Below are 22,254 nucleotides of genomic sequence, written 5' to 3' on the forward strand. Positions count from 1 at the left end.
CTCAAAAGCTTAGAATAAAGCCCAAGAGCACAGCTACTCTTGGGTTTTTTAAGTTTCAATCCTAATCTTTATACTATATTAGCACGCTGCCATGTCGCTTCAGAGAACAGGACCATCCCGTCCCCATCGGAGTTATGTGAGAGCATGACATCGATAAAATAAATGGTTTGAGGAGTGGTTAACATGGTTTCACAATAGGTTGCGTCAAATGTTGTCCAACGCTCACGAATTACCTGTGTTGTCGCATATGCGTCAGGGACAACCTGGACATTAGCAGCAGTAAACAAAGACAAATTACGCGACGATGCAGCAAGCAAGGTCTGTTTTGTATTATTCGTCGCACTTCTCATATCGATATATGATCGAATCATCGACAACATACCATTACAAAGATAAAACACAGAAATATTGATCTTCTGCCGATGAGGATTTTGCATCAATGCTCGTTCAATATGGGACTCAATGTTTGGGATTAAATCTCTGGCACCATCACCAATAAATGCCAGAATATTCTGGGATGATGTACGAGCCAAATAAGGCAGTGACATCAACGCATCGCCCATCAGTGCCCGGCCATACCAACCGGAAAATCCTTTCCCTGTTTTCGGTAAATTCCGCATCGCCCCGATTCCGCACCTCCCTACATCATAAACACCGGTATAGACAAATCCCTGCTCACTGATCAGATGATGCAACTGCTTCCCTAAATGGGCATAAAAGTAATTGGGGGACATCGGCACCTGTGGCAACCAATCTATCGGGGTGATGTTAGGATAATTCTGAACTCGTTCCAGTTCGCGACGACGATAAGCAAGTACCTTTTCATCCACATTAAGTCGAGTGAGAACGGTTTTTAAGAATGAGCGTAAATAGCTATGTACAGCTAGATCAGTGTAAGGTGACATGTGCTCTAAACGGCAATTCACCTGAATAATATGACATTTATTTTTAAGTTTACTGGCGGAAAATGGCGAGGATGCTTCATCGACTTTACTTTTAAGGAAAAAAATACTCTGGCTTTCAGGATCAGCAAGCTGCTGCCCCTCATGTAGGTAATGAAATACTTTGCTGCTAAAGCCGTAAACCGACAGAATTCCAATATAGTTACTAACAGGCTTTTGCTGATGGTAATCACTGACCGCCCCCGGAGATACTAGCGTATCTACTAACGCTATCCCTGCTTTTTCAGCAATCTGATAAATCAGTTCACGTTCATGATCCGTTAAATGACAACATTGCCACAGTATACGACGCTTATCATGGTTGATCAGAGACATCACTGCATCCATGATGGACGCTTCATTATCCCCAATCTGTGGAACCAAAAGGCTCCACTGACTCGGATGGGGTAGCTGCTCAGGTTTCAGTGTACATTCCAAAACTGATTGTGTCGCAAGAATAAACACTGGGCCGGGTTGAGACTGCAATAGATCTATTGCCTCATTTAACCGCTCAGGCAAGTTCAATTGATCATTGATATAAACGCACGGAATTCCTTTTGCTTCAATCGACTTCTTACCATCATAATCTCTATGCATCGTACCTTGAAATGGGAACCAGCTATTTCCAAGACTATCTGCACAAATGATGATACCTGGCGCATGAGCACGTTTCAGGTTGCATAATGTGCCACGAAACTCATCGATCATGCCGGAAGTTACCGCAATTACATAACCACGCTGATAAAACTGCCAGCCACAAAGTGCAGAAACTGCCAGACTGTGCTCATTCGGCCCACTTTCACACAGGGTAGATGTACCATCACACAAACGAAGCATAGAATCGATAAATCCGGAGATCATCGACCCAGTATAGTAGTGGAAGTCCCAACGCTCCTTGAAGTGGCACTCCATATAATCATGAATAAACTGTGCCATTGATGATATTGTTACTTTAGACGTCGTCGCTCTAACAAGTAATGGATTAATATAAGTGCTATCCAAATGATCCATTAGGTTTTTTAGCACCTGTATCTCCCAAACAAGCGGATCTGGCTGCCAAATATTGAGTGTCACTGAATCCATCTCTTGTATTCGTGCACTACCAGGAATCATCTCTGATAAAGAGAGCAGGAAAGAATAGGGTGACAATTTCCCAGGATTCGACTCAAACAATCGGAAAAACTGATGACTGACCTGCTCGTAATGGCCATGTTGTAAAAACAGATCATCAGCAATTACCAGATCGAGTGTTCTGTCCGGATGCCGTGCGATATCGGCCAGAGCTTCATCCAGCGTTTCATAGGTCATGACATGAAAAGAAAATTGATGCTTTTTCTGATAGACAAGTAAATATCCTCTAGCTTGCTGAAGCAAGTACGCCATAATAGAATCAACTGAAACTGTTGAATTAAGTTTCCAAACCTCACAAGGATCAGATTCGGCCGCAATTGACAATTCCAACTTGTTAATCGCTTCTTTCACTCCTTGGCTCACGATTTGGGACTGAGCAACCACACAAATTCCGATGTAATGATGCATTTACTCGCTTCTCTACAATTAATTATCAAAATATTCATCTTGATTCTTATTCAATATTGAGTATACAAATTTCTATTCTTTTTTAAGTTTTATGTGATCTTTGTAGGTGTATCGCAAACACGGAGACAGGTGGGATCAATAATATCCCTATTAAAGATCAGTTTTTTCTTGGTCGAAAGTTCTAATCTTGGAACAAGCACTTAATTCTATCTTTTATCTAGAACTCAGTTGTAAACCTGAATAATATAATTACGGTAATGATGCAAAAAGGTATACCGACTGGTCGAAAACGAATTCTTTTCGTATTGGATCTTCATATTCTGCATCTTAAACCTTCGAGTTAATTTGGTCTAACAAGGAGTAGTTATGAAAATATTAAATATTATAATTTTATCGCTATCGACAGTGATAACTTCTAATTCTTTAGCCGATGAGATTAGAGCAAGGGATTTAGGCATTCCTTTCTCTGGAGTAACCGGGAAATATAATGCGATTACAGACGTTAGTGGTGTAGAAGTTGGCTATTCAACCATAATAGAAGGCGATGGAAAGCTAGAGGTTGGCAAAGGCCCAATAAGGACAGGCGTAACAGCTATATTGCCAAAAGGCAAGAAATTTAGCCCGGTATTTTCTAGTACATTCTCTTTAAATGGAAATGGAGATATGACAGGCAATCAATGGGTCAAAGAGAGTGGTTTCCTGGAAACGCCAATATTAATCACCAACACTCATAGTGTTGGTATTGTTAGAGACTCAACAATTAGCTGGATGTTTGATAATAATTTAACGTCACCACTAAAAGATGATTTATTTTGGTTATTACCTGTGGTTGCAGAAACGTGGGATGGAATATTAAATGATATAAACGGTATGCATGTAAAAAAAGAACATGTATATCATGCGTTGAATAGTGCTAAATCAGGAGCGATAGAGGAGGGTAATGTCGGCGGTGGAACAGGAATGAACCTTTTTAAGTTTAAGGGAGGCACAGGTACTTCATCAAGAATTCTAGATAAAAAAGATGGCGGATATACTGTTGGCGTTCTTGTTCAAGGCAACTTTGGTGATAGGGACGATTTGATTATTGCTGGGATTCCAGTTGGTAAAGAAATACAGGATCTCAAGCCGATATATCATGGCGGCAAGAAAAAAATAAAGGATGCCGGTTCTATAATCGCCGTGGTGGCTACAGACGCACCATTAGCGCCTCACCAATTAGAAAAAATAGCTAAACGAGTCTCTCTTGGACTGGCAAAGGTCGGTGGGGTAGCCAGGAATACCAGCGGTGAGATATTTATTGCATTTTCGACCGCAAATAATGATGCTTTCTCTAGAAAGGATGTAAAGACAATAAAAATACTGTCAAATGACAAACTAGATCCCTTGTATGAGGCCACAATAAGTGCAACAGAAGAAGCAATAATTAATGCTATGATCGCCGCCAAAAAAATGGTTGGGAGAAATGGCAATACTTCGTTTTCTATTCCTAAAGATAGAGTTCAAGAGATATTAAAAAAACATCATGTCTTAGCTCAGACTCAATCTGACACTTCAATTTAAAACAAACAAGTTACCGACTGTGATTAAAGGTTCTAAATCTGAAATTGAAGTCGGTAGCTTTCATGCTTCAACAATATTTCAGGATCTTTCGCAATGCCGTGGACATTTTCACATCCAGCAGCCGTTTTTCCTTTGAAAAATCTTCCGGGAGGGAGATTATTGAATTTGCCTGCGCTAATTATGAAGAGAAATATTATGTTTAAAGTCAATCAATACTTTGAATACGTAGCCAATAAAGGAAAAATATGATTATACATGATAAAAGCAAAAACCCCGTTATTTTAAACGGGGTTTTTCAATGTTATTAAAAAAATATTTAATTTATTCTACCTTCATAGTAAGCTTGGAAAGCGTTATATCCAGTATGAAATTCGCAAGGTCCAATACGATTTTTAAAATACCATGTCATCCTTCCAAATCTAGTATCCTCTGTGAATACATTAGCAAAATTATCATAAGGATTAACAACATATCTATAATACTTACCCCCAGTAATATATTGTGGTTCCTCAGAATTACAAAGTGCTGCCGATGCAGTCCCAACTCCTCCGATTAATGCTGTTGCTAATGCCCCAACTGTTAATAATTTCTTTAACATAAAACTCTCCTTAAATAGTTTCAGAATTTACATATTTAAATACATTTTTTACAAAATCATATGTGATAATGTATGCAAAACTTAAATTATCACATCGATGATGTTACAATTTTAAAATTCAAAAACTGCTTGTATTTTTCATCCTAAGTTGGATTAGGTTGGAAACCTAAATTCCATTTACCATAATAGTACCAGAAATCAAAAATGGCAAATCTAATATATAATGATAATTTATTTTCCTATAGTTTTTCATGAAACTATCTTTAATGCCAGTATATTTAACTTCTCTGGAATTTATGATTTATCTCACATATTTAATCTGAAAAGGTAACAATCTGGTGGTGTTTTAAATAAAGAAAAGTCGGCGCTGACAATTGAGATAGTTTATATTTTGCTCACTCACGCCGGATGGATTTTCTGGTAATAATGTCAACTACCCTGACTCTGGATGATATTAATGTGATTAACATCAAACATTTTTACTCATTATTTTTTCAGAATAATTATGGTAAAAAATTCTTTTTATAATTATTGCCTCAAAATGCCATATCTATTAATTATAATACTCCTGAATAAGTACTTTTATCGTAATTATATGACTACCAAATAAAAACATTCATGATTCTCCAAAAATATCATTTTTATTTTTCATAATAAATTCACTTTTTATATTTACATGTAAAAAGTGAATTTAATTTAAAGGTTAATCGTCAAACATGAGCCTCAAAAAAAATACCAGTGTGTTCATCCAGAAAAATAGGAGAGGAGGGTAACAACATATTAGGTAGGAGGAAGGCTATCCCGGCAACGCCGGGAAAACGTCGCAGTATGCGATCGTGGAAGGCAATAACTTCTTGAGCACTACGGCAACGCTGCCGTCCCGACGGGTGATTTCAACGGGCTGCAATATCCAGCACCACAGAAATATTGGCTCTGGCCTGATTGAGGTATAGGTTTGCATAGTTATCTCCTTAGAAAGAGAGGGGTGTCAAAAATCACCTAGTTCTATGCGAAGTTGTTTATCATCTAAGGTTATTTAACATAATATACATTAGGCGCACTAACTGCCTTATCAGAGTCCTGCAGGATTCTATCTTTATCAGAGTGCATATTAACCTCCTCTATATTTTAAGAAAAATCCTTCGCTGCCATTACAAAAATATCATCCATGCTGTTTTTGCTGACAGGAGAATTCAGGCCAGCCAGCACCATTTCACGAACATTCTGAATACGCTGCTCGCGAGCCTCCATCAGGCGCAAAGCATCGCGGACAACTTCGGATGTGTTGCCATAACGACCAGATTGGATCATATCACCAACGAACCCGTTGAAGTGCTCACCAAGGGTCACACTAGTTACTCGTGCCATAAATTCGTCTCTTCATGTATTACTGAGTAATACAATTATAACAAGGCATAATAATGATCGCCAGCGGACTAGGTTAATCCCAACGCTGACACGTTTTTTCGTCTTCGTACTTGAGTGATTTTTACTCAACGGGTTTAGAAAGAGGGATTCCTTTTTGACCCGCATAGAAGACCACGAGAGTAGCGCCCTCTTTGCCTGTGTAACCGCGATGAGTGCTGTCAACCATCTCGGATAACACCTCTCCCGCCTTCATAAGACGTTTTTCACCACTGGATTTTTTCTCTGCCGTTAACACCCCGCTCAACACGTAAGCTGCATTAGGTATCGGGTGCTCATGCCAGGCAAGACTGGTATTTGGAGCAATAGTAATTTTGAGAACTGAAAGCTGAGGAGTGCCTTTAGGGTATTCCTGATAAGACACGCCATCCCAAGACTTTTCAGTCTCAAGCAATTTTTCAACGTTAATACCAGCAGTATTGCCGCTATGGGCTTGAGTGAAAAACGGCGCAATGAGGAAAGCAAAAGATGTAAAGGCTGATAAAGTTCGAATAGATAGCCGCATATGGAATCCTTGTGCATAGTGCATAAATTGGGTAAATGCCCTGTGGCGAACCATACCATGCGCACCATGATTACTTTAGAACTTTTTAAGATACAACTTTCTCCCCTGAAAACGCCGAAAACATCATTACATCACAATGTCTGTTGAAATACTTAGGATTTACTTGACCGGTACAAAGGATACGAGTATATATTTTTCATAAATTTTTTTTATATATCTGTATTTTCAGCCTCATATACCCTATGGATTTCAAGATGCATCGCGGCGGCAAGGGAGCGAATCCCCGGGAGCATAGATAACTCTGTGACCGGGGTGAGTGAGTGCAGCCAACAAAGAAGCAACTTGAAAGATAACGGGTATATTCATTTATCTAGATGGATATCCTAAGTTAGCTTCTTGTTCTATGCTTTTATTTTATATAACAATTTATTAAACCAGAAAATATGAAGGGAGGAAGGATGAGCAGTGTTATCAGAGAAATAAGTGACGCTAATATTGCATATGCAGCAACTTTTGGTGATAAAAAAAACCTGGGTTTACCTGCTGTCAGACGATTTGCCATATTGACTTGTATGGATGCCAGGTTGGATCCAGCAAAATTTGCAGGTTTATCTGAAGGTGACGCTCATATTATTCGTAACGCCGGTGGAAGGGCCAGTGATGATGCCATTCGTTCACTTATCATTTCCTATAAACTTTTTGGAACAAAAGAGTGGTTTGTCATTCACCATACGAATTGCGGAATGGAGCTTTTTACAGACAATATCATGGGCGATCTACTGGAAAGCAGCTTGGAAAGCGCGATAATGACGGATGAAGGATTTAAAGATGTCGGCAATGGCACAGGATCATCTGAGGGAAAATATATCAAATGGCTGACCATTAACAATCAAGTTGATAGCGTAGTTGAAGATATTCATCGTATTCGTACTCACCCTCTTGTCCCCGCAAATATCTCCATATATGGGTACATATTTGATGTGAAGTCAGGAAAATTAATTGAAGTTCCCGAAGCAGCAAGCATTGCAGAAAATGCTTGATTTATGATGGGCTTTATTTAAATTTATCCGGCGTCAATGTGGACAAGGATGTTCAGTTAATCTCCCGCCCTGTATCGTTAATCAGACACGATTTAATCCTCATCCTCCGTTGGTAAAATAGCATTGGGTAAAGCACTAAAGGTTCCCCAATAGAAGGCAATTAAAGAGATCACTGCTACGGAAACGATATCCCAGGGCGCAGGAATAATGCCTTTACCGCCAAATGTGCCTAAATAGGACAAAATGATCATGGCACTGTAAAAACTAATCAACCACAAAGCAGAGGTTATCTGTTGACGTAAGCTCACTTTGCCTGTCGGGACTTTATTTTTGAATAACAAATAGATAAAAAACAAGACAATCTGTAATCCGAGCAACCAAGAAACGGTTTTCCAACCAGACCAGTAAACAATGAAAGCAGAAATAATAAAGGAAAGCGGACCAATGATCGCAAACCATTTAACATAAAAAGGACGTTTTATCTCCTTGGCATTACGGCGTAAGGCAGAAGCAGTTACTGGCGCTAATGCGTAGCTCAGAATTAACGCCGCAGAAACAACACTGATGAGTTTTTCCCATGAAGGAAAAGGTAATGTCCAAAAAACAGAAAGAATAAATGTCAACCAGAGTGCAGGACGTGGTATCCCCGATTTTTCATCGACATGGGTAAACACATTAAATAACGTCCCACTTTTTGCCCAACCATAGACTACACGGGGGGTGGCATTCATATAAATATTCCCAGTACCGCTTGGAGAGATCACCGCATCACATACCACCAAAAAAGCGAGCCACCCCACACCAAGAATTAAGGCTATATCACGAAACGGCAATGAAAAATATTGCCCAATGTTATTCCAGCCACCAAAGAGTAGATCAGAGGGTATCCCGCCAAGGAACGCTAACTGTAATAAAACATAAATAACCGTAGACAGTGAAATAGAGAGAATGAGGGCAATAGGAATTGTTTTTTGAGGTTTTTCTACTTCACCAGCGACGGAAATAATGGGCGTTAGACCAAGATAAGCAAAAATAATGCCCCCCGTTGAAACCGCAGCTTCAACACCCGATACCCCAAAAGGAGAAAATCCGTGAATTTGCAGATTACTCGGATTGAAATAATTAAACAGGATAATAATGACGAGCAGCGGAACGATAAACTTGAAAATACTAATAATATTGTTGGATTTTGCAAAGGTTTTCACGCTGTTGTAATTAAGGTAAAAGAAAAATGCTAATAAGATAAATTGAACCAGCCAGCCTGTCAGCGTCGGATCACCCGAACCCGGCTGACTGAGAAAGGGGAACCACGCCGCCGCATATTGTCGAGCAGCGACGACTTCGATAGCTATTAGGCTGGAAAACGCGATTAAGGTGATGGAACCCATTAAATATCCCATGAGTTCGCCATGAGAAAACACCGGATAACGGATAATGCCACCTGATTTCGGCAGTGCCGCACCCAGTTCGCAATAAACAATGCCGAGTAACAGCACGGCGATACCACCAATCAGCCAGGAAAAAATCCCGGCAGGCCCTGCAATAACAGACACATGACTGGCTGCAAATAACCAGCCAGAACCAAAAATAGCCCCTAATCCGATGAAGGTTAAATCCGTGAGTGTTAACTGTTTCTTAAATTTACCCTGCCCTGAATCGGATTTTGACCGTGAAGAGGCTTTGTATAGCGCCATAATTATTCGCCCTTTTCTGTTTCTTATTTGATATACGTCAAAGTCGGGTAACTGCGCGTTTTACAACACTTCCCGGCTCATCACCCCATTGATTAATCGAGAAATATTTAACGGATTATGGTCTTGCAGTGCGAGTGGAAGTAAGGATTCGGGATAGTTTTGGAAGCAGACTGGGCGCAGAAAACGCCAGATGGCCAGTGTACCAACGGAAGTCCCTCTCACATCGGAAGTTGCCGGGTAAGGCCCGCCATGAACCACGGCATCACAGACTTCAACGCCTGTCGGGTAGCCATTAACAACCACCCTGCCCGCAATGTTTTGTAATCGTCGACTGAGCTCATGTGCATTCGCTAATTCATCGTGCTCACCAATTAAGGTAGCGGTAAGCTGCCCCGGCAAACAGTCAATTGCGCGTAAAAGCTGATATTGGCTTTCGGCTTCAACCACAATAGCAACAGGGCCAAAAACCTCCTCTTGTAACAGAGCATTTTTATTCAACAATAAAGCAATATCTGCGCGATACAACATTGCACTCGCCTGATTTTCATGATGTTCGCCAATGGCTAACCGTGTCATTAAGGGTTCATCATCCAGTTGATGAATACCTTTTTGGTAGTTAAGTAATGTGCCTTGGTTCAGCATTGACTGCGCCGGGCGAAGCGCGATTTCTTGCGTTAATTGAGTAATAAATTGATCAAATTCTGGTGAACGAATACCCAAGATTATTCCTGGCTTGGTACAAAACTGACCGCTACCTAATGTGAATGAATTTGCCAGTTCTTGGGCGATCGGTTTCCCCCGCTGTGCTAAGGCGTTTGGCAGCACAATGACCGGGTTGATACTCGACATTTCAGCAAAAACCGGAATAGGTTGTGGTCGCTGCATCGCCATATCGAACAGTGCACGCCCACCAGCAAGTGAACCGGTAAAACCAACGGCCTGAATAATGGGGTGTTTGACTAGATCGGCCCCCACGCTATTGCCATAAATCATATTGAATACACCTGCCGGCATTTGTGCGGCGATAATAGCGCGTTCAATGGCTTCCGCGATGATTTCGGCGGTAGCCATATGGCCGCCATGTGCTTTGAAAACAACGGAGCAGCCCGCCGCTAACGCTGACACCGTGTCACCACCAGCAGTAGAAAAAGCCAACGGGAAATTACTGGCGCCGAAAACCGCAACAGGGCCTAGAGGAATATGGCATTGGCGAATATCAACTCTGGGGAGGGGCTTTCTTGCAGGTTGCGCAGTATCAATGCGGGCAGCATGAATATCACCACGGCGTAACAGCGTGGCAAACAGCCTCATTTGCCCGCTCGTTCTCGACCGTTCACCTTGAAGTCGGGCTGGTGGTAGCGCCGTTTCTTCTGATACAAGGGCAATGAAGTCATCACTAAGAGCATCAATTTCATCAGCGATTTTATCTAAAAAAACGGCACGTTCTTCCAACGATGTTTGGCTATAACGGGTAAATGCATTGGCGGCGGCTTGGGCGGCAAGATCGACCTCATGTCGCGTAGCCTGATAAAACGCATAACCCGTTAATGCATTATCCACCGCCCGTCGGCTGTGCAAACAGCGTTCTCCCTCTGCTTGCCTGTGACCACCAATAAACTGCATCCCTGAATGTGTTACCAACATAGCGCTTCCTCCAAGGGTATCAGAAACCATTCAGAGACCGACATCAGGCAGTGAAGGACGATTAGCAAGGGCTCTTTCTACAATGGCGCGTACTTCTGCCAATGTTTCCCCTTCGAGGGGTAAACGCGGTGGACGGGTAATGGCACTACCACGGCCAACCATTTCTTCACACAGCTTGATGCATTGCACCAAATCAGGACGGAAATCCAAATGCAACAGAGGCATAAACCAGCGATATAATTCCCGAGCTTCTTCATAACGTTTCTGTTTAGCCAGACGAAATAAAGTCTCCCCTTCCCGTGGAAAAGCATTCGACATACCTGAAATCCAACCTTCCGCGCCCACTGCGACTGACTCTAAAACCACGTCATCCAAACCAGCAAAAAGAATGAAGCGATCACCCGCTTCATTGGGAATATCACTAAAAGGACGGGTATTGCCTGATGAATCTTTAAATGCAACGATATTTTCGCAATCGGCCAGAGAGGTCAGGATTTTCGGCGTAATATCATTTTTATACAGCAGAGGATTGTTATATAGCATGACGGGTAAATCAGTAGAGGCGGCAATTGTACGGAAATACGCTCGGTTTTCTTTCGGTGTTGGCGTATAAACCAGTGGCGGCATGATCATCACCCCATTAGCCCCTGCCCGGCGGCATTCAGAGACCATGTTGCACGCATTATCGGTTGTCAATTCTGCAATACCCGAAAGAACAGGCACTTTTCCACCAGCAACATCTACTGCGAGTTCAACGATAGCACGCTTTTCCTTCATAGACAGAGACGTGTTTTCCCCCACAGAACCATTGACGACTAAACCAGAAACCCCATCTTTAATCAGATTCGTCATTACCTTCTGTGTGGCATCCAAATTAATAGAAAAATCGGGGTTAAATTGTGTCGTCACTGCCGGAAAAACACCATGCCAACTCACTTTTCTCTTGCTCATAGCTTTATCCTTTGATCGTCATTGATTTACTTGATATTTAGAATGCGAATTGTTTTTATCTTGTTAAAAAAATGTGACTCATTGGTTTTAATGGAATAATGGCTATTTCACTACAGAGAAGCTTGTCACTTTTCACAGTAAACAATGACGAAATTAGCATAATAGGAATGGCAAACTTATTGGATCACAAAAGAACGCAAGTATCAGGAAAACGGTAAATTACTCCAGCCCTATTGACTGACGAAAATCACTGGGAGTGAGTCCAGTTGAGGTCTTAAATTGCCGAGTAAATGCGCTGTGATCCGTATAACCACATTGCAAGGCGACATCTGTGATAGGTAATTCCGTAGCCAGCAATTCAGACGCTTTTTCAATTCTGATTTTGTGGATCATCTGCCGGGGCGTCAGGTGAAAGATACGTTTACAGTAACGTTCCAATTGAGCAACCGAGAGACGTGTTAAATGAGTTAACTCTTCGAGACGAATTGTTCGATCAAAATGTTCACGAATATAATCATCAACGATAGCCAACTTTTGGTACACAGGGTGATTTTCCTTAACTTCCATCAAATCATGAGAAATTCCTGCCATACCAATAATGTGATTATGTTGATTATACAATGGCAATTTATATGTCATGCACCAACCTGCTTTGCGTCCATGATAAAAATGGAGTTCCAGTTGGTTTTGGATAATTATCCCTTGATGTAACACACGTAAATCCTGTTCCGTGTAACAACTGCCCATCTGAGCAGGAAAGATTTCGGAAGAGGTTTTACCGAGTAGCGAAGAGATCGACTTAAATCCGCAGCGTGTGGCTAGCGTAAGGTTCGCAATTAGATAACGTGCTTTGATATCTTTGATAAAAAAAACCACGCTGGGAATCGCATTTAGCAATGGTGTAATTAAGGCAACCGCATTGAGAATATCTTGCAGGTTACTGGGTTTGTGATTAACTAATCCACTACAAAGCGCCGATAAAAACTCAACATTACAAGCATCATGACCATTTGTGCCAACGTCGTTTTTTTCATTGTTCTGGTATATATTCATCATCGATATCTCCAGTCTATTATCATTAAAATAGGATTTTTGACTCGTGTTTGGTTATTTACCTTGACTAAAAAGATAAATATCAGATTCGACGCATTAGCAATATTCAAAAGAGCTATTTTGTGTTCATGTGATAATTATCACAGAAAGTTATTCCGACCATTCTTCTGGTAAAAACAGAAATAATCATCATCAGTTTTATTTATCACTTTGCTCTTTATTATCTTTATTTTATTGGAGTGCCTCTATGATAATTCAGTGATTTTTTCATTGTGCTGATTTCAGCATATTGCAGTATGAAATTCATCAAGCGGCAAATGAAATACTACGCCACCATTGATTAAAAATACGTTAATTGGGTGGCTTTATGACAGATAAACATGGTTATCAGATCGTTCGCGTCATTGATTCACACACAGGTGGAGAACCCACCCGTACAGTAATCGAAGGATTTCCCTCTCTTGGCAAAGGAGCCGTTGCCAAACAGCGTCAACGCTTTGAAGCCGAATTTGATCACTGGCGCAAGGCTCTCATTCTTGAACCAAAAGGGAATGATATGTTGGTAGGTGCACTTTTATGTCCGCCTGCTGTACCTGACGCCGATATGGGAGTTATTTTCTTTAATAACGCGGGGTATTTAGGCATGTGCGGCCACGGCACTATGGGCCTTATTGCTTCGCTCTATCATCTGGGCTGGTTGACCCCAAGCAAATATAAAATTGAGACGCCGGTTGGGATTGTAGAGGCGGTACTCCATAAGGATGGAGCTGTGTCTGTTTATAATGTCCCCGCTTATCGTTACCAGCAAAATGTCACTGTGAACGTGCCTGGTGTGGGTGATGTTAATGGAGATATTGCCTGGGGAGGAAATTGGTTTTTTCTGATCGGTCAACATAACCTGTTGCTGACCCCCAACCATATCGATGAACTTACGCAATACAGTTGGGCCGTTAGGCAAGCACTGGCACAAGCGGGGATCACTGGTGAAAATGGTGAGTGTATCGACCATATTGAATTGTTCGCTCCTGATAGCAATGCTGATAGTCGCAATTTTGTGTTATGTCCGGGAAAAGCCTATGACCGTTCACCGTGTGGCACTGGAACAAGTGCTAAGTTAGCCTGTTTGGCGGCGGATGGAAAATGGCAGCCGGGTGAGATTTGGCGCCAATCCAGCATTATTGGTAGTGTTTTTGAAGCCCAATATCAGTGGGTTGACCAGAAAATTGCCCCCGTGATCCGGGGAACAGCGCATGTTTACAGTGATAACAAATTAATCATTGCCAAGAACGATCCTTTTGTCTGGGGAATCAATGTATGACGCCCTGCCAAATATCGGATGTCATTATCGTTGGTGCTGGCATCGTTGGAGCCGCATGTGCTTATCAGTTGGTACAGGATGGTTTGAGAGTTGCTGTGATTGATGATGGCGGTAAAGGGGCGACACAGGCAGGAATGGGGCATCTCGTGTGTATGGACGATAATCCGGCTGAATTGGCACTGAGTAGTTACTCATTAGATATATGGCGAACATTCACCCCACATATGCCAGAAAATTGTGCATGGCGTGGATGTGGCACACTTTGGCTGGCGGATGCTGAGGATGAAATGGAACTTGCCGAGGAAAAGAGCGCACGTCTTGTCGCCTATGGAATTGAGAATACGCCAATGACAGCAACACAGATTCACCAGATGGAACCTATGGTGAGGCATGGGATTGCGGGTGGTTTGTCTGTTCCTGGGGATGGGATTGTCTATGCACCAAATGTCGTACACTGGTTTCTTGCTAGCGGTAATGAAAAAATTCAGTTTCTTAAAGGCCAAGTGCATGCCTTAAAGCCTCAGACCGTTGTGCTACGTGATGGAAAGAAATATTGCGCGCCGAGAATATTGTTAGCAAATGGGCTGTGGAGCACACATCTGTTACCTGAATTACCGATTGTTCCTAAAAAAGGGCAATTGGCGATTACCGATCGTTACCCTACCTGCAGCATCACACATCAACTGGTGGAATTAGGGTATAGCGCTAGCACACAGGCATCGAATGGTACATCAATCGCTTTCAACGTTCAGGCTCGCCCTACTGGTCAGCTTTTAATTGGATCTTCACGCCAGTTCCATAACGAAAAACACACTATTGATCTCGACCTACTCCGTTCTATGCTCCAGCGCGCACTTCATTTTTTACCTCAGCTTGGTCAGATGAATATTTTACGTTGCTGGTCTGGCTTTCGTGCTGCAACGCCTGATGGCTTGCCACTATTGGGACAACATCCTGCTTATGAATGGCTATGGCTGGCCGTAGGCCATGAAGGATTAGGTGTGACGACCGCACCGGGCAGCGCCAAAATTATCTCCGCATTGATGCTGAACAGAAAAACAGCGATTGATCCATTGCCTTACCAACCTGCACGTTTTACGGCTATGGCCTGTCAGAGGTTGCCATGACACTCAACAAACCCCCATTTATTGCTCTATTTATCGATGGCGAATTGATCACCGTGCCTACGGGGATTACTGTTGCGGCGGCGCTAGCTTATACCGGTGATGAGCATTGCCGTATATCTGTATCACATCAATTGAGAGTACCTTTTTGTGGTATGGGGATCTGTCAGGAGTGCCGTTTGATGATCAATGGTCGCCGCCGTGTCGCGTGCCATACAGTTTGTGAAATGGGTATGAAAGTCGAGAGGATCTGAACATGGCAACATCATCTTCTTCTGCGGTATTGCGCTGTGATGTGCTGATTATTGGTGCAGGACCCGCGGGATTGGCGACTGCACAGGCTGCGATACAAGGACAACAATCCGTTATCCTGATTGATGACAATCCCAGAGCAGGCGGACAAATTTGGCGCCAAGGACCATTTCATACATTGCCACCGATGGCGAAACGTTATTTGTCGGTACTATCAGAAAATGCCTTGATCTATTTACCGGGTTGTAAAGTGATTGCAGTAGACAGCCAATGTGTGATTGTTGAAATGGTAGGTGGGCACCGAATGGTTCACTACCAACGCATCATTCTTTGTACTGGAGCCAAAGAAAAATTACTTCCCTTTACTGGATGGACATTACCAGGTGTCACAGGTGCAGGCGGATTACAGGCGCTGATAAAAAGTGGTCTCTCCATGACAGGTGAGCGTGTTGTTATTGCCGGTAGCGGTCCCCTTCTGCTCGCGGTTGCGAAGACGGTAAAAAAAGCGGGAGGAAACGTGGTTGGTATCATCGAACAAGCGCCTTTACACCGCTTATTGTCGTTTGGCTTGCGACTGCTGCGCTGGCCAGACAAGTTGTATCAAGCCATCACGCTCATACCGCTTAAAAATTATTACAAAAACAGTATGGTGTTGGGCGTGGAAACCTCGGTAGAAGGCAGATTGACCGGCGTGTATATCAGCAATAAAGGGCAGAAACGGAAATTATCCTGTACGCGTTTAGCGTGCGGTTTTGGTTTAAGACCCAATACGGAATTGGCACAATTGCTTGGTTGCTTGCTGGATGAACAAGGAAATATTCAGGTGGATGCGTGGCAACAGACAACCATACCTGGTGTATACGCAGCGGGAGAATGTACAGGAATTGGTGGCAGTGAGCTTGCACTTTGTGAAGGGTTTATTGCCGGGTTTGCAGCGAGTGGTAAATACGCACTGGCGGAAGAATGGCGGCAAAAACGAGTAAAATGGCAACATTTTGCAACCGCGGTGGCACAAACGTTTAAGTTGAATGAAAAGATCGCACGGGCGCTTCCACCCGATACGTTGATCTGCCGTTGTGAAGACGTACGTTTAAACGAGCTTGAACCCTTTCAGGATTGGAATAGTGCAAAAATGGCGACACGGTGCGGTATGGGGGCTTGTCAGGGAAAAATCTGTTCTGCCATTCTCCACGATATCAAACATTGGGCAATACCCTCCCCTCGCATTCCACTATCCCCTGTTAGTCTCGAAACGCTGGCCGCAGGAGACACGGAAAAAATTAACCTTTCTGACTGATGGATAAATGTCCCCCGTCGTTTATCAAACAGAATTCCCACTAAACATCACGGTTTGTTTAGTTACCTTTGCTATGATTCACCTCGAAAAACATTAAAAACTGTAATGAGTTATTTTAGAGATTAAGGTGTAAACATTTATGTATAAGACAAATGGAACCATTTTGGATGTACCGGGTGTTAAGGTTGGGCATGCTGAGGATGAATTGGAGCAAACTGGTTGTAGCATCATTATTTTTGACGACGGCGCTGTTTGTGGCGTTGATGTCAGAGGCTCGGCACCGGGGACAAGGGAAACCGAGCTTTTAGATCCCATTAACACTGTTCAGAAAGTCAACGCAGTGGTGCTAAGTGGAGGGAGTGCTTTTGGATTAGATTCCGCCTCTGGCGTAATGCGCTATCTTGAAGAAAGAAAAAAAGGTTTTGATACTGGCATCGCTGTCGTACCCATCGTTCCTGCCGCAATAATTTTTGATCTAAATTTTGGCGATCCTGCTGTTCGTCCTGACGCTAAAATGGGCTACCTTGCAGCACAAAACGCGTCTATCAACCCTTTTCCATCGGGAAATATTGGCGCAGGCACCGGGGCCACTATCGGTAAGATGGCCGGTTTTGACAAAGCCATGAAAGGTGGACTTGGGACCGCATCGGTTAAATTACCTGATGGTCTGACAATTGGCGCAATGGTTGTTGTAAATGCTGTTGGTGAAATCAGAGACCCTAAAAATGGTAAAACTATTGCGGGCGCATGTGATGAAAACGGTCATCTTATCGATCTCATTCCCTACATTATAAAAAATAATAAAGATAATAATTTCACTCAGGGGACAAATACGACTATTGGCATAATTTGTTGTAATGCAAATATGAATAAAAGCCAGATGAAAAAAGTTGCCCAGATGGCTCATGATGGTCTGGCGAGGACAATATACCCTGTTCATACCATGAGTGACGGGGATACTATTTTTGCAGCAGCAACAGGTGGTGTGGACTCATCGGTGAATATTATTGGTATTCTCGCGGCGGAGGTCATGGCTGCTGCGGTTTTAGATGCGGTAAAATCAGCTAAATCAAAATTTGGTGTTAGAGGCTATGCCGATTTAGCGGATTAAAAAACACAGGGTTATGGTTACATTGGAAATTAGCCCAGCGCCAGTGACACTCCAAATACCACCGGCGTCAATAGAGGCAAACTATACCCGTCATCTTTCAAGTTGCTTCTTTGTTGGCTGCGCTCACTCACCCCGGTCACATAGTTACCTATGCTCCCGGGGATTCGTTCCCTTGCCGCCGCGATCCATCTTGAAATCCATTGGGTATATACCTCAATCAGTAAACTAGAGTTATTATCACTAAACTGGACTAATTCATAAACTACTGCTATAAAAATTAGTGCTGTTTAATATAACTTTTTTTTATTATAAATGGTTGGGGTATAAAATATGAAATATGAAATGTTGACATTAAGGCGAGATTTAGAGTCGCTAAATTACAAAAAAAAGGATAATCCATTCTTGTGGGAACAAGATGAGGATGTTGTTCACGAAAATCTTTCCAATCAGTTCCCTAGCAATCAAAGGCGTAAAAATTATCTTAATGATCTAACCGAGTATTGCTGGTTAGTTTATCGTAAAGCCCTTTCAGCAAGTGGGCCGATGCTAATTGGTCGAGTTAGCGATGTTCAGCAGGACAAATTACTTAAGCCACTCGGACTCGGCCGAGAAAAAAATGAGAATTCATGGAACCCAAACGCTCAGGGGAATATATTAATGATAGATAAATGGACCGATGTGATAAATGATTGTTGGGTACTTGGTGGTATTCATAGACATGCAGATTTTCATCTAATGTCGGCCGAAGCCCCGTCTAATTTATGGAATCATGAACAGGGCTACCATATCGTTACCGCGAGAGAGATATTAGGTCTTCTCAATTTCGGATATGAACGTGAAAGACGTGGGGGACAAGTGATTTATAGATGTAAAAATCCGTCTTCTGCCGACAGAGCCAGTCTTCTCCCCTATAGGATCTTAATGAAAAATGCAATGGGACAAGGGCCTTCTTCAATTACAAAGCTCATTTCTGAACAGGTGACCGGTTTTAACGAGGAAATTAGAACGTTCGATTATTCCCGCTTAAGACACGCGGTATAATCCCCCCGAAATGCGCACCAACCAATTGATTAATTCCGATAAATTATGATATGGAGGGCATTTTGAAAATAACATTGAAGCACTTGAAGCACGATGAAATTCATAATCTACACCCTACGGATTTCAAGAGGCAACTTGAAAGATGACGGGTATATAACGTTTTATCACCCTTTTCACGAATGAGTCAAAAGGGTGATTACGATCTCTGATGGATTTTTCTGATCACTCTTAACCTACATAAGGTAATTTTTTCTAATCCCCCCAAAGATTAGCCCCACGGACCTCCCCCGTATAGAACTTGATGTCGATAAAATCAACTAGGGACATATGTTAACATCCACTTGTTAGCATCCACGATCCGGCCTTACCTACATGAATAATCCAATAAAAAGGTTAACATTATGTCAGACATTCGCCTGTATATGCTGCAAACCGGAACCATCAAATGTAAGGTTCACAACATTAAGATGAATCAGGGCAACGGTGCCGATTATGAAATTCCGATTCCATTTTTTTTACTCACTCATCCTAAAGGTCACACGCTAATTGACGGTGGCAATGCAGTTGAAACCGCAACTGACCCCAAAGGTTACTGGGGAACTATCACCAAAACCTACTGGCCGGTGATGCGTGAAGATGAAGGTTGTGTCGCTCAAGTGAAAAAGTTGGGTATCGATCCCGCAGATATCCGCTATGTGGTGCAATCCCATCTTCATCTCGATCACACCGGTGCAATAGGGCGCTTCCCTAACGCAACACATATCGTACAACGACGTGAATATGAATACGCCTACACACCGGACTGGTTTGCTGCTGGTGGCTACATCCGCAAGGATTTTGATCGCCCTGGTCTGAAATGGGAATTCCTTGATGGGGAACGCCATGACATGTTTGATGTTTACGGCGATGGCACGTTAAAAACGGTATTTACGCCGGGGCATTCGCCGGGACATCAATCACTACTGGTAAACTTGCCGCACAGCGGCAACCTGTTGTTAACGATTGATGCCGCTTATACCCTCGACCACTGGGAAGAACGGGCATTGCCGGGGTTTCTCACCTCTACCATTGAAACCGTACGTTCGGTGCAAAAATTACGGCATCTAGCCAAACGTACGAATGCAATCGTGGTCACAGGGCACGATCCAGATGCCTGGCCAACATTCCGTCAGGCACCGGAATATTACGATTAATTCTCATTCGTCAATCCAAAATAGCCAGAAACTAGAAAGTGGAGGTTTCTGGCTTGGCACTCATTTTACGAAAGCTTAACCGACTTTCTCTTTTTCTTTCAATATATGTTATTCCCAAATAAACTTTTCCTTAACTTGCTAGAGAACAGTAAAGTTATTACTGATTATATTAATAAATATCTTAAATAGTTGAAAGTCGAAACAAGATAAATATTAATTTATTCACACAAACATCATTTACTGTCATGTTGTCTTGAATACGTAAAACAGACATGAAGTTAGATTAATATTCATATCACTACAAAGTGTTAATTTTATGAAAAATTATAAAACTTAAACATTAAAAATTCACTTTAACAATTTAAGCGATCAATTTTTTAATTAAATATTGTTTAATAAACAGAGACATGATTTTTTCACCAAATATTTTTAGCGATAAAACCCCCAAGCTTTCTTGCTCTATTTCTATGTACAGTATATTTTTATTTTAAATACTATAAAAAAGTCATGGCTGTGATTAAATAATATCAGATAGATATAATCACCACGATTTAGCCAGAATCGCTCGTATCTACATCTACAACAGGAGAAATATTATGCATGTCGGTATTATTGGGGCGGGGATTGGTGGTACATGTTTAGCACATGGATTACGTAAACACGGAATCAAAGTGACGATATATGAACGAAACTCTGCTACATCATCCATACTTCCGGGTTATGGAATTCATATCAATTCATTCGGTAAGCAAGCACTGCAAGAATGCATCCCGGCTGAAAACTGGCTAGCCTTTGAGGAGGCATCAAGATATATTGGCGGACAATCCCGGTTTTATAATGAACGTATGCGTCTTCTCGCCGTTCATGGCGGTATTTCTCCCATGGCAGGAAAAATTATTTCCGAACAACGTTTGTCAATTAGCAGAACTGAACTGAAAGAAATACTCAACAAAGGGCTTTCAAATACAATTCAATGGAACAAAACATTCGTCCGTTATGAACATATTGAAAATGGTGGTATTAAAATTTTCTTTGCCGATGGCAGTCACGAAAATGTCGATGTCCTTGTCGGTGTAGACGGTAGCAATTCAAAAGTGCGTAAACAGTACCTTCCTTTTATCGAAAGATTCGATGTTGGTGTTAGTATGATCATTGGTCGTGCGCGTCTTACCCCGGCTCTCACAGCGTTACTACCCCAAAATTTCCGGGATGGTACACCCAATAGTATCGTACCTAAAAGCCCCGACTGGTTGTTCATCTCTATGTGGCGGGCCCCAGTTAATATCCATGTAGAGGCCTCATTAGCAGAAATCGATAATTTTATCGTATGGGTTTACGTAGCAGCAACAGATAGTTTTCCTGGCAATATCACCGACTTTTCCGCTGAAGCCCTCTGCGATCTGGTCCAATCGCGTATGATTTCGTGGGACCCAAGCCTACATACTCTGATTCAACAAAGTGATATGGAAAACATATCTCCGCTACATTTACGCAGTATGCCCCATCTTCTACCCTGGAAATCCAGCACCGTCACCTTACTTGGGGATGCTATTCACAACATGACGCCAATGACCGGATCAGGAGCGAACACAGCGCTGCGAGACGCACTTTTACTCACGCAGAAGCTTGCCAGTGTAGCATCCGGCCACGAAGAGTTAATCACGGCAATTTCAGATTATGAGCAACAAATGCGCGCATATGCTAATGAGATCGTTGGAATTTCACTGCGCAGCGCTCAGAACGCTGTAATACATTTTTCAATACCACCATTGAAACAACGGCATTTGAGCATAAGAAGAAATAAATCTCGACATTATCAACACCGACGTTAATATTCCGAGTAAATCGTCATACCGGAACGAATTCCATATCATTACTCTAGATATACCCTATGGATTTCAAGATGCATCGCGACGGCAAGGGAGTGAATCCTTGGGAGCATAGCAAACTATGTGACCGGGGTGAGCG

General features: G+C 42.3%; 18 protein-coding genes. 10 read left to right on the top strand and 8 right to left on the bottom strand.

Features of this window, described 5'->3' with window-relative positions; translation table 11 throughout:
• Positions 1-68: 68 nt before the first annotated feature.
• A complete protein-coding gene (locus tag SLS51_RS17945; RefSeq protein WP_323839999.1) occupies positions 69-2,480 on the bottom strand; it encodes a hypothetical protein in 2,412 nt (803 codons plus the stop codon).
• A gap of 366 nt (positions 2,481-2,846) precedes the next feature.
• On the opposite strand from SLS51_RS17945, the gene SLS51_RS17950 reads away from it, so the two are divergent.
• On the top strand, positions 2,847-4,040 hold the full coding sequence (locus SLS51_RS17950) for a DmpA family aminopeptidase (protein ID WP_323840000.1): 1,194 nt from the start codon (positions 2,847-2,849) through the stop codon (positions 4,038-4,040).
• Between the two features lie 316 nt (positions 4,041-4,356).
• Here the strand turns inward: SLS51_RS17950 and SLS51_RS17955 are convergent, their stop codons facing one another.
• The 3 genes from SLS51_RS17955 to SLS51_RS17965 form a co-directional block, all read right to left on the bottom strand.
• Positions 4,357-4,638, bottom strand: a complete 282-nt coding sequence (locus tag SLS51_RS17955) for a hypothetical protein (protein ID WP_323840001.1) — start codon at positions 4,636-4,638, stop codon at positions 4,357-4,359.
• Positions 4,639-5,766: 1,128 nt separating this feature from the next.
• Entirely contained in the window at positions 5,767-6,006 is a 240-nt protein-coding gene (locus tag SLS51_RS17960; protein WP_323840002.1) for a type II toxin-antitoxin system ParD family antitoxin, read from the bottom strand.
• A gap of 121 nt (positions 6,007-6,127) precedes the next feature.
• Positions 6,128-6,568, bottom strand: a complete 441-nt coding sequence (locus SLS51_RS17965; RefSeq protein ID WP_323840003.1) for a cupin domain-containing protein — start codon at positions 6,566-6,568, stop codon at positions 6,128-6,130.
• Positions 6,569-7,026: 458 nt separating this feature from the next.
• Between SLS51_RS17965 and SLS51_RS17970 the strand changes: the two genes are divergently transcribed.
• A complete protein-coding gene (locus tag SLS51_RS17970) occupies positions 7,027-7,608 on the top strand; it encodes a beta-class carbonic anhydrase (protein ID WP_323840004.1) in 582 nt (193 codons plus the stop codon).
• 92 nt (positions 7,609-7,700) lie between these two features.
• Here SLS51_RS17970 and SLS51_RS17975 read toward each other — a convergent pair whose 3' ends face one another.
• The 4 genes from SLS51_RS17975 to SLS51_RS17990 all read right to left on the bottom strand — a co-directional run bounded on the left by SLS51_RS17975 (position 7,701) and on the right by SLS51_RS17990 (position 12,953).
• Positions 7,701-9,302 (bottom strand): APC family permease, encoded by a 1,602-nt coding sequence (locus SLS51_RS17975; protein WP_323840005.1) that lies wholly within the window; start codon positions 9,300-9,302, stop codon positions 7,701-7,703.
• A 60-nt stretch (positions 9,303-9,362) separates the two neighbouring features.
• Positions 9,363-10,946, bottom strand: a complete 1,584-nt coding sequence (locus tag SLS51_RS17980) for an aldehyde dehydrogenase (NADP(+)) (protein ID WP_323840006.1) — start codon at positions 10,944-10,946, stop codon at positions 9,363-9,365.
• 30 nt (positions 10,947-10,976) lie between these two features.
• Positions 10,977-11,897, bottom strand: a complete 921-nt coding sequence (locus SLS51_RS17985; RefSeq protein WP_323840007.1) for a dihydrodipicolinate synthase family protein — start codon at positions 11,895-11,897, stop codon at positions 10,977-10,979.
• 219 nt (positions 11,898-12,116) lie between these two features.
• Entirely contained in the window at positions 12,117-12,953 is an 837-nt protein-coding gene (locus SLS51_RS17990) for a helix-turn-helix domain-containing protein (RefSeq protein WP_323840008.1), read from the bottom strand.
• Positions 12,954-13,317: 364 nt separating this feature from the next.
• Here SLS51_RS17990 and SLS51_RS17995 point away from each other — a divergent pair, with 364 nt between their 5' ends.
• From SLS51_RS17995 to SLS51_RS18030, 8 genes are all read left to right on the top strand, one after another.
• Complete coding sequence (locus SLS51_RS17995) at positions 13,318-14,268, top strand: 4-hydroxyproline epimerase (RefSeq protein WP_323840009.1); 951 nt, start codon at positions 13,318-13,320, stop codon at positions 14,266-14,268.
• On the top strand, positions 14,265-15,395 hold the full coding sequence (locus SLS51_RS18000; RefSeq protein WP_323840010.1) for an NAD(P)/FAD-dependent oxidoreductase: 1,131 nt from the start codon (positions 14,265-14,267) through the stop codon (positions 15,393-15,395). The genes SLS51_RS17995 and SLS51_RS18000 overlap by 4 nt, the downstream gene beginning before the upstream one ends.
• On the top strand, positions 15,392-15,646 hold the full coding sequence (locus SLS51_RS18005; RefSeq protein ID WP_323840011.1) for a (2Fe-2S)-binding protein: 255 nt from the start codon (positions 15,392-15,394) through the stop codon (positions 15,644-15,646). Before SLS51_RS18000 ends, SLS51_RS18005 begins: the two co-directional genes overlap by 4 nt.
• A gap of 2 nt (positions 15,647-15,648) precedes the next feature.
• Entirely contained in the window at positions 15,649-16,941 is a 1,293-nt protein-coding gene (locus SLS51_RS18010; RefSeq protein WP_323840012.1) for an FAD-dependent oxidoreductase, read from the top strand.
• A 139-nt stretch (positions 16,942-17,080) separates the two neighbouring features.
• On the top strand, positions 17,081-18,052 hold the full coding sequence (locus SLS51_RS18015) for a P1 family peptidase (protein WP_323840013.1): 972 nt from the start codon (positions 17,081-17,083) through the stop codon (positions 18,050-18,052).
• Between the two features lie 330 nt (positions 18,053-18,382).
• Entirely contained in the window at positions 18,383-19,093 is a 711-nt protein-coding gene (locus SLS51_RS18020; protein WP_323840014.1) for a hypothetical protein, read from the top strand.
• A 401-nt stretch (positions 19,094-19,494) separates the two neighbouring features.
• Positions 19,495-20,286, top strand: coding sequence for an AttM family quorum-quenching N-acyl homoserine lactonase (gene attM, locus SLS51_RS18025; RefSeq protein WP_323840015.1), 792 nt, complete (start codon positions 19,495-19,497; stop codon positions 20,284-20,286).
• A 596-nt stretch (positions 20,287-20,882) separates the two neighbouring features.
• Positions 20,883-22,118, top strand: a complete 1,236-nt coding sequence (locus SLS51_RS18030; RefSeq protein WP_323840016.1) for a stiblene epoxidase — start codon at positions 20,883-20,885, stop codon at positions 22,116-22,118.
• Positions 22,119-22,254 lie beyond the last annotated feature (136 nt).

It is taken from the genome of Photorhabdus africana, assembly GCF_035181445.1.
Classification (GTDB): Bacteria; Pseudomonadota; Gammaproteobacteria; order Enterobacterales; family Enterobacteriaceae; genus Photorhabdus; species Photorhabdus laumondii.

Coding starts and splice junctions, on each gene's coding strand:
- SLS51_RS17975 (WP_323840005.1), bottom strand. CDS start 9,302: ATGGCGCTATACAAAGCCTCTTCACGGTCAAAATCCGATTCAGGGCAG.
- SLS51_RS18015 (WP_323840013.1), top strand. CDS start 17,081: ATGTATAAGACAAATGGAACCATTTTGGATGTACCGGGTGTTAAGGTT.
- SLS51_RS17970 (WP_323840004.1), top strand. CDS start 7,027: ATGAGCAGTGTTATCAGAGAAATAAGTGACGCTAATATTGCATATGCA.
- SLS51_RS17980 (WP_323840006.1), bottom strand. CDS start 10,946: ATGTTGGTAACACATTCAGGGATGCAGTTTATTGGTGGTCACAGGCAA.
- SLS51_RS18010 (WP_323840012.1), top strand. CDS start 15,649: ATGGCAACATCATCTTCTTCTGCGGTATTGCGCTGTGATGTGCTGATT.
- attM (WP_323840015.1), top strand. CDS start 19,495: ATGTCAGACATTCGCCTGTATATGCTGCAAACCGGAACCATCAAATGT.
- SLS51_RS17960 (WP_323840002.1), bottom strand. CDS start 6,006: ATGGCACGAGTAACTAGTGTGACCCTTGGTGAGCACTTCAACGGGTTC.
- SLS51_RS17955 (WP_323840001.1), bottom strand. CDS start 4,638: ATGTTAAAGAAATTATTAACAGTTGGGGCATTAGCAACAGCATTAATC.
- SLS51_RS17945 (WP_323839999.1), bottom strand. CDS start 2,480: ATGCATCATTACATCGGAATTTGTGTGGTTGCTCAGTCCCAAATCGTG.
- SLS51_RS18020 (WP_323840014.1), top strand. CDS start 18,383: ATGAAATATGAAATGTTGACATTAAGGCGAGATTTAGAGTCGCTAAAT.
- SLS51_RS17990 (WP_323840008.1), bottom strand. CDS start 12,953: ATGATGAATATATACCAGAACAATGAAAAAAACGACGTTGGCACAAAT.
- SLS51_RS18005 (WP_323840011.1), top strand. CDS start 15,392: ATGACACTCAACAAACCCCCATTTATTGCTCTATTTATCGATGGCGAA.
- SLS51_RS18000 (WP_323840010.1), top strand. CDS start 14,265: ATGACGCCCTGCCAAATATCGGATGTCATTATCGTTGGTGCTGGCATC.
- SLS51_RS17995 (WP_323840009.1), top strand. CDS start 13,318: ATGACAGATAAACATGGTTATCAGATCGTTCGCGTCATTGATTCACAC.
- SLS51_RS17950 (WP_323840000.1), top strand. CDS start 2,847: ATGAAAATATTAAATATTATAATTTTATCGCTATCGACAGTGATAACT.
- SLS51_RS17965 (WP_323840003.1), bottom strand. CDS start 6,568: ATGCGGCTATCTATTCGAACTTTATCAGCCTTTACATCTTTTGCTTTC.
- SLS51_RS18030 (WP_323840016.1), top strand. CDS start 20,883: ATGCATGTCGGTATTATTGGGGCGGGGATTGGTGGTACATGTTTAGCA.
- SLS51_RS17985 (WP_323840007.1), bottom strand. CDS start 11,897: ATGAGCAAGAGAAAAGTGAGTTGGCATGGTGTTTTTCCGGCAGTGACG.